This window comes from Helicobacter sp. MIT 14-3879, assembly GCF_003364125.1.
Window position 1 is genome coordinate 1 of the sequence record NZ_NXLP01000059.1, and the last position, 7,334, is coordinate 7,334.

The 7,334-nt window shown below is 27.6% G+C and carries 9 protein-coding genes and 1 pseudogene; 9 read left to right on the forward strand and 1 reads right to left on the reverse strand.

Annotation, left to right across the window (positions count from 1 at the left end; genetic code table 11):
• The 6 genes and pseudogenes from CQA44_RS13540 to CQA44_RS10620 form a co-directional block, all read left to right on the forward strand.
• The coding region (locus tag CQA44_RS13540; RefSeq protein ID WP_115547206.1) for a TdeIII family type II restriction endonuclease at window positions 1-142 on the forward strand (142 nt) is incomplete at its 5' end.
• Window positions 143-155: 13 nt separating this feature from the next.
• A pseudogene (locus tag CQA44_RS10600) lies at window positions 156-260 on the forward strand (hypothetical protein); the annotation flags it as partial.
• Between the two features lie 1,241 nt (window positions 261-1,501).
• Entirely contained in the window at window positions 1,502-2,230 is a 729-nt protein-coding gene (locus CQA44_RS10605) for an amino acid ABC transporter ATP-binding protein (protein WP_115547207.1), read from the forward strand.
• A 29-nt stretch (window positions 2,231-2,259) separates the two neighbouring features.
• Entirely contained in the window at window positions 2,260-3,045 is a 786-nt protein-coding gene (locus CQA44_RS10610) for a transporter substrate-binding domain-containing protein (protein WP_115547208.1), read from the forward strand.
• Between the two features lie 4 nt (window positions 3,046-3,049).
• Complete coding sequence (locus CQA44_RS10615; RefSeq protein WP_408941392.1) at window positions 3,050-3,802, forward strand: amino acid ABC transporter permease; 753 nt, start codon at window positions 3,050-3,052, stop codon at window positions 3,800-3,802.
• Window positions 3,802-4,461 carry an amino acid ABC transporter permease gene (locus CQA44_RS10620; protein WP_115547210.1) on the forward strand — a complete coding sequence of 220 codons (660 nt, stop codon included), beginning with the start codon at window positions 3,802-3,804 and terminating at the stop codon, window positions 4,459-4,461. The genes CQA44_RS10615 and CQA44_RS10620 overlap by 1 nt, the downstream gene beginning before the upstream one ends.
• A 306-nt stretch (window positions 4,462-4,767) precedes the next feature.
• Here CQA44_RS10620 and CQA44_RS10625 read toward each other — a convergent pair whose 3' ends face one another.
• On the reverse strand, window positions 4,768-5,160 hold the full coding sequence (locus tag CQA44_RS10625) for a hypothetical protein (protein ID WP_115547211.1): 393 nt from the start codon (window positions 5,158-5,160) through the stop codon (window positions 4,768-4,770).
• 175 nt (window positions 5,161-5,335) lie between these two features.
• Here CQA44_RS10625 and CQA44_RS10630 point away from each other — a divergent pair, with 175 nt between their 5' ends.
• From CQA44_RS10630 to CQA44_RS10640, 3 genes are all read left to right on the forward strand, one after another.
• Window positions 5,336-5,878: a hypothetical protein gene (locus tag CQA44_RS10630; RefSeq protein WP_115547212.1), complete on the forward strand. Its 543-nt coding sequence runs from the start codon at window positions 5,336-5,338 to the stop codon at window positions 5,876-5,878.
• Entirely contained in the window at window positions 5,878-6,444 is a 567-nt protein-coding gene (locus CQA44_RS10635; RefSeq protein ID WP_115547213.1) for a transglycosylase SLT domain-containing protein, read from the forward strand. The genes CQA44_RS10630 and CQA44_RS10635 overlap by 1 nt, the downstream gene beginning before the upstream one ends.
• 95 nt (window positions 6,445-6,539) lie before the next feature.
• On the forward strand, window positions 6,540-7,094 hold the full coding sequence (locus CQA44_RS10640; protein WP_115547214.1) for a hypothetical protein: 555 nt from the start codon (window positions 6,540-6,542) through the stop codon (window positions 7,092-7,094).
• Window positions 7,095-7,334 lie beyond the last annotated feature (240 nt).

Consider the following 7,334-nt stretch of genomic DNA (forward strand, 5'->3'; position numbering starts at 1 on the left):
TGCAGAACTTAAAGTTGCTAATGAATTTTGGGATTTTCTAGGTGGAGCAGGAAGTTATGGGCTTATTTTGTCTGCTTTTGAAGAAGTAGGACAAGAAATGCGAGAAGAAATTGATGAATATTTTAAAAAGTTTCAGAAATAATTTGATTTCTGTATTTTTAGAATCTGTCTCTAATCGCATTATTAACGAAGTAAAAGGCATTAACCGTGTAGTCTATGACATTACGAGCAAACCCCCCGGCACAATTGAATGGGAGTAGAGGAGGGGGAAAGTTAATCCAAACACATATAAATACTAAACAAACTATATAATCTAGGGAGTTTTTATACCCCTGATTTTGTTGTTAAAATTGTTTATCAAATGCTTTTAGATTATATCCCTAACATTAAAGACTGCATTTTGCTTGATAGAGAGCATATAATAGGACACACTTATTTATATTAGATAGTGTTATGAAGGTAAAAAATGGGAAGATAAGTTTGATAAAGTTTGGGAAATGTAGTATAAGTATTATTTTTCCATAGAGGACTTAAAATCATATTTACCAAAAAGATAATTCCTCTTTTACAAGAATACTTTTATAAAAATTATGCTAAGATTGATGAGGTGCTAGTAGAAGAAACTTGTCCTGTGTTTTATTAATGAAAGCTACAAAAATAAAATAAAGTATAAAGCACAAAATAAGATAGAATTGTATAATAAATAGCAAAATAAAAAAGAATAAATTTAGATAAAGATGACCTTGATAGCATTTTAAAATATTTACTTGAAGATATGGGATGTTTTTTAGTCTTATTACAGATGATATAAAATGTATTTCTTAAGTAAATATAATAAAGTTAATTAAGAATTTAGGAAAATATAAAAGAATATAATATAAGAAATTGATGATATAGTTTAAAAACTATAAATAAAATCTTTTGTAATAACTCACAACAAATTCTAATTTTTTAAATATAAATATGTATTAGTTTAAATGCATATACAGAAATAAACAAATATAAAATAATTAACCTTATATGGAGTAATTTATTATATTTTAGGGATGTTTTTATCTATAACTACTTATCAATTATTGTAATTTTATTGATATTTTTTGTTTTAAAGCTTTAAGAATAAATTATTCTAATTGAAGGAATTTTAATGCACGGTATTAGAAAATAAAGTAATTTTATAATATTGTTAATTTGAAACTTAATAAAATGAAACTACATTAATTGTGTATAAATAAGGTATAAAAATAGTAATTTAAATAGATGTTTTTATGGAATAATCTTCTTAAAATAACTTTTTTGTTAATATAAATTTAAATAAACAATTTAATTGTTTAAATTGTGTGATAGCTTATCATGATATATGTTTATTGAAATTATTAAACATAAAATGTTATTATTTTAGATATTTATTGATTTCTTAATAAAAATAAAGTATATATTTTCTGCTAAAGTTTATTAGCTGTCAATAAATAAAAAGATATATTTAAAAACTTGAGGACTAGGTGTGATTGAACTAAAAAATGTTAATAAATTTTATGGCAAACATCATGTATTGAAAGATATTAATTTGACGATTAAAGATGGTGAGAGGCTAGTTATTATTGGACCTAGTGGTAGTGGGAAAAGCACTACAATTCGTTGTATTAATGGACTTGAAGTCGTGAGTTCTGGTGAAGTTGTTGTTGGTGGTATTGCTCTTAATTCAAAAACAAAGACAAAAATATGTAGAGAATATTGTGCAATGGTATTTCAGCATTTTAATCTTTATCCTCATTTAAATGTACTTGAGAATCTTACACTTGCACCAATTAAATTGCGAGGTAAAAGCAAGCAAGAAGCTCAAGAGTTGGCCTATAAGTATCTTGAGGTTGTTGGACTTACAGATAAGGCAAAGGTTTATCCTGCAACATTAAGTGGCGGGCAACAGCAGCGTGTAGCAATAGCAAGAAGTTTATGCACTCAAAAGCCATATATGCTTTTTGATGAGCCGACTTCCGCACTTGATCCTGAGACTATACAAGAAGTTTTAGATGTTATGCGTGAGATCTCACATCAAAGCAATACAACTATGGTTGTTGTAACACATGAAATGGGATTTGCAAGAGAAGTAGCAGATAGAATTATCTTTATGGAAGATGGTGCTATTGTAGAAGAAAACATTCCTAAAGAATTTTTTGTCTCTCCAAAAACAGAGCGTGCAAAAGTATTTTTGGGAAAAATTTTAAGTCATTAGAATTTAATTTTATTAATAAGGAGTTATCTATGAGTATTATTAATTATAATATTAGGTTATTTTCAAAGATAGTTAGGCTATTTTTTATTTCAAGCATATTTGCTTTGTGTGCAAATGCAGGTATGCTAGAGAATATTAAAAATAGAGGCGAGCTTGTTGTAGGTGTAAAAAATGATGTGCCTCGTTTTGCTTTGCTTGACCAAAAGACAAAAGAAATTAAAGGTTTTGAAGTAGATGTTGCAAGATTGCTTGCAAAGAGTATATTTGGTGATGAGAATAAGCTTAAGCTTGTAGCTGTAAATGCAAAAACAAGAGGTCCATTGCTTGATAATGGAAGTATTGATACTGTGATTGCAACTTTTACAATTACGCCTGAACGTAAGCGAACTTATAACTTTTCAGAGCCTTATTATAAAGATGCTGTTGGGTTGCTTGTCTTAAAAGAAAAAGGCTATAAATCATTAGCAGATATGAAAAATGCAACTATTGGAGTAGCACAAGCAGCAACTTCTAGGAAGGCTATTGATGAAGCTGCAAAAAAGCTTGGCATAAAAGTTAAATTTAGTGAGTTTCCAGATTATCCAAGCATTAAGGTAGCCCTTGATTCAAAACGTGTTGATGCCTTTGGTGTTGATAAATCAATTCTTTTAGGATATGTTGATAATAAAAATGAAATACTTCCTGATAGTTTTCAACCTCAAGAGTATGGTATCGTAAGTCCAAAAAATGATAAAGAATTTGCAGCTTTTATTAACAATTTTGTCAAAGATAATAAGGAACAAATTGATGAGATAGCAAAGAAATGGGGCTTATAATATAGTGGATAGTATAGATTGGATTGAAAAACTTCGTAATTTTTTAGAACAGATAGGTTTATATAATGAAGATAGTTCTAGTCCTTTTGCTATATGGAAATTTATTGATACCTTTTCAAAAGGTGAAGATTTTCTTTCAGGTTTTGGTTATACATTATCTGTAAGTGCTTTAGCCCTACTAATTGCATTAATTTTTGGTACAATTGGTGGAGTTATGGCAACAAGTAAAATCAGAGGTCTTCGTGTTTATACGAGAATATATGTTGAAATTTTTCAAAATACGCCTTTAGTTATACAGATATTTTTCTTATATTATGCACTTCCACCACTTGGAATCCACCTTGATGTATTTAGCGTAGGTGTATTGGGGGTTGGTGCATATCACGGAGCGTATGTGAGTGAAGTTGTGCGTAGTGGTATCCTCTCTATTCCAAAAGGGCAGTTTGAAGCCTCTACTTCACAGGGTTTTACTTATACCCAACAAATGTATTATATTATTCTCCCTCAAACTATTAAGATTATTTTACCTCCTCTTACCAATCAAGTAGTTAATCTTATTAAAAATACTTCCGTGCTTTTGATAGTGGCTGGTGGAGAGATTATGTATGTAGCAGATAGCTATGCGGGTGATACAGGAAATTATGCTCCTGCTTATCTCTTTACAGCATTTTTATATTTTATTGTATGTTATCCATTGGCGTATTTTGCAAAGTTTTATGAAAATAGACTAAAAAATGCACATCTTAGGAGGCTATGATGAGTAATGTATTTAATGAGATAAATATTAATTTTTTATTTGATGGATTATATTTAACATTAGTTGTTGCATTAGTAACCTGTATTATTTCTATAATTTTTGGAACATTTTTAGCTATTACACGTAATTATGGTGGTAGGATAGCCCGTTTTCTTGCAATATCTTATATTGAAGTATTTAGAAATACACCACTACTTTTATGGATGCTTACAGCTGTTTTTGTATTGCCAAGTTTTTTTGGACGTGCTAATCCTGCTGTATGGGGGACTGTTGGTTTTTCGCTCTATACAAGCTCTGTAATGGCAGAAATAATTCGTGGAGGGCTTAATTCTGTGCCTAAAGGTCAATTTGAAGCCGCATATTCTCAAGGTTTTAGCCAATTTTTTACACTTTTTTATATTATTCTGCCACAAACTTTTAGAAAAGTTATCCCTTCTATGCTCTCACAAGTTATTACAACTTTTAAGGATACTTCTTTTCTTGCTGGATTACAAATTGCAGAGCTTACTTATCAATCCAAAATAATCCTAGCTCAATTAACAACTTTTGAGGATATACTTATTATGATTAGCTTGGTGGCATTTATTTATTTTGTCATTTGTTTTAGTCTCTCCGTTATTGTGCGTTATCTTGATAAAAAAACAGCCTATATTGGTTAAGAAAAATACCTATTTAGGTAAAAATAAAACTATATGAAAGAGATTTTAATTAATTATTAAAGAAAGTTATGATTAAAGAAGATTCAGTTAAATAAATATTCTTTAATTTTAAAATTTTAAAAGCTTTTATTTAAAAATATTTTTTAATATCTATTAATAGACTTATTAATGTGAATATTTCTATCGTTTTTTCTGCTATTTGCTTAGAAGAATTTGCAATTGCACTTGGACAAGGGACTTCATAACAAATAGAGAAAACATAAGAAATAAAAAGCATATTTATTAGTAGAACTCTACAAATTTTCATTACACTATTGCACTTTTCCAAAAATTAGTAATAACATTAAAGATATAACTTGTATCTCCAAAAAGTGCTTGAGAAAGCATTGTTGCAATTAAAATATAAACAAAAAAACCTACTAATCCAGCAATAAAAGTTACAAAATAAATCTTATTTGTGTTTTGGTCTTGTTCAGCCTTTTTCTTTTGTTGCGAATAACCCATAACCATTCCAGCAACAATGCAAATAATAGGCAATGCCACAGAGGTAGTCCATTTAATTACTGTGCCAAGAACTTTTCTACCTGATGTATCAGCAGAATTTACTATATTTGAAGCTTCATTAAACTCATTAGCACCAAATCCTAAGCTTGCAAAAATTCCAAGTAAAAATACCACTCTTAAAATATTTTTAAGCATTTTTAAACTCCTTTGTTAAATTCAACAAAATGGAAGTTTAAAAAAAATTTTTAATTAAAACATAAAAATAAACTTAAATCATTTCATTTGAAACCTTTTAAGCGTATTTTTAGACTTTAAGTTTATTTTTTGAGTATATTTATTTTATTAAATTAAATAAAAAAAGGAAGTAATTATGGGATTGGTAGATATTTCAAATTTATATAAAAATTTTTCAGAGAAATGCAAAAAAATTTCTTTTGATTTAGAGCAAAATAAGATTGATATTAATGATAATGATTCTCTTGGAGATAAAACCTTTTTTGCATTTTTAGCAGATTTATTGAAAGCCTTTAAGAAAGAAGGTTTAAATGGGGAATTAATAAACGAACTTAAGCAAAATGAAAATCTAACAAAAGAAAAATTAAATAGATTTTTGAAAGAGGAATTGCAAAATAATACATTTTTAAGTAAGCAAGAAAAAATTAAAGTTGCTAAATTGTTAAATTCTAATTTAAGCAATGATTTAACAATAGAACTCATAGAAAATAAATTTAGAGAAATCAATGACTTTAGGGCAAAAGAAGTAGGAATGAGTGAAAAAGATAGGTTAAGGAAACTTGATACTTTGGAATTTTCTGCAAGAGATATACAAAAAATTACAGCAAAACATACCAAAGAACAAACAAAACAAAGTGTAAAAGAAGTAATAAAACACACATTAAAAATACAAAAATAATGAAACTCTATGCTTTTTTATGCCTATTGTTTTTTTATAATGTTTATGCAGATTATACTCCCTTAGATATTGCATACGAGCTTAAAGAAGCTAGTATAAAGCATAATATTGATAAAAGGGTGCTTTATACCATAGCTAAGATTGAAAGTGGTTTTAATCCATTGATTATTTCTTTTGTTAGCAAGAGCACAAAATATCAATTTAATCAATTAACAAAGCAAGTTTCAAACTATAAAAATCAATATCTTATTGTTTTTAAAGGAAGTGAAAAATATTTAAAAGAGGCATTAAAAATCCTCTTACAGGATAAAGAATTAAAAATTGATGTGGGTTTGATGCAAATTAATTCTACTAACTTTAAAGAAGATGAGATTGATAAAATATTTAATCTTTCTTATAATATTGATAAATCAAGCAAGATACTTAAATCTTGTATAGCAATAAAAACTACACTAAAAGATTCCATTGAATGCTATAATAAAGGCACACGAAAAATCAAAAAATATAATTATTTTAATAAATTTAAAAATAGCTATTTAAAAGATTTTTCAAACATAAATGATTAGAAATTGAAACTTAATATATTTTTCATAATTTATAGAACATTAAAATAATTTTTATAAAAATACGCTTTTTGATGTTATTAAAAAGAGGGATTACAATGAAGAAGTTATTATTAATGTTTTTTATTCTCTACTCTACCAATCTAATTGCTGCAAAAGATTCTAAAGATGATTTGCAAAAAGGTATTGATTTGACTGGAAAAGGATTTGTTGGAGGAGAAATAGGATTTGGAGGAATAACTACATTTGGAGTAGGTGTTGTTGGTGGATATGAATATTATTTTCCAAGAGATTGGCAATTTTATAAATTTAGGCACGGTATAAGGGCTATTGGAGGGCTAAACTATGGAATAGATACTTATTCTACTTGGTGGAGAAACTATACTTGGCACGCATTATCTTTTCAAGTAGGGGCTGATTATATTTTAGATTTTACTCCCACTAGTGATTTTAATTGGGGAGTTTTTGCTGGATTAAATTTTGGCTATCATCATTTATTTTATGATAAAAATGTGTATGGCTATAATTTTAGTGCTTTTCTCTTTGGTGCTCACGCTGGTGGAAGTTTAACAATGTATAAGCACCATAAACTTGATGTTCAATTAGGATGGGGACTAGGAATACTTACATTAAGATATACTTATTTATTTTAAGATTCTAGTTCTTAGAGCTAGAATCTTAATTCTATAATTTTCATTAATAATTATTTTTAAATATTTACATAGCTTAATTCAACACGATGTGTAAAAGAAGTAATAAAACACACATTAAAAATACAAAAATAATGAAACTCTATGCTTTTTTATGCCTATTGTTTTTTTATAATGTTTATGCAGATTATACTCCCTTAGATATTGCATACGAGCTTAAAGAAGCTAGTATAAAGCATAATA

Coding starts and splice junctions, on each gene's coding strand:
- CQA44_RS10610 (WP_115547208.1), top strand. CDS start 2,260: ATGAGTATTATTAATTATAATATTAGGTTATTTTCAAAGATAGTTAGG.
- CQA44_RS10620 (WP_115547210.1), top strand. CDS start 3,802: ATGAGTAATGTATTTAATGAGATAAATATTAATTTTTTATTTGATGGA.
- CQA44_RS10625 (WP_115547211.1), bottom strand. CDS start 5,160: ATGCTTAAAAATATTTTAAGAGTGGTATTTTTACTTGGAATTTTTGCA.
- CQA44_RS10630 (WP_115547212.1), top strand. CDS start 5,336: ATGGGATTGGTAGATATTTCAAATTTATATAAAAATTTTTCAGAGAAA.
- CQA44_RS10635 (WP_115547213.1), top strand. CDS start 5,878: ATGAAACTCTATGCTTTTTTATGCCTATTGTTTTTTTATAATGTTTAT.
- CQA44_RS10640 (WP_115547214.1), top strand. CDS start 6,540: ATGAAGAAGTTATTATTAATGTTTTTTATTCTCTACTCTACCAATCTA.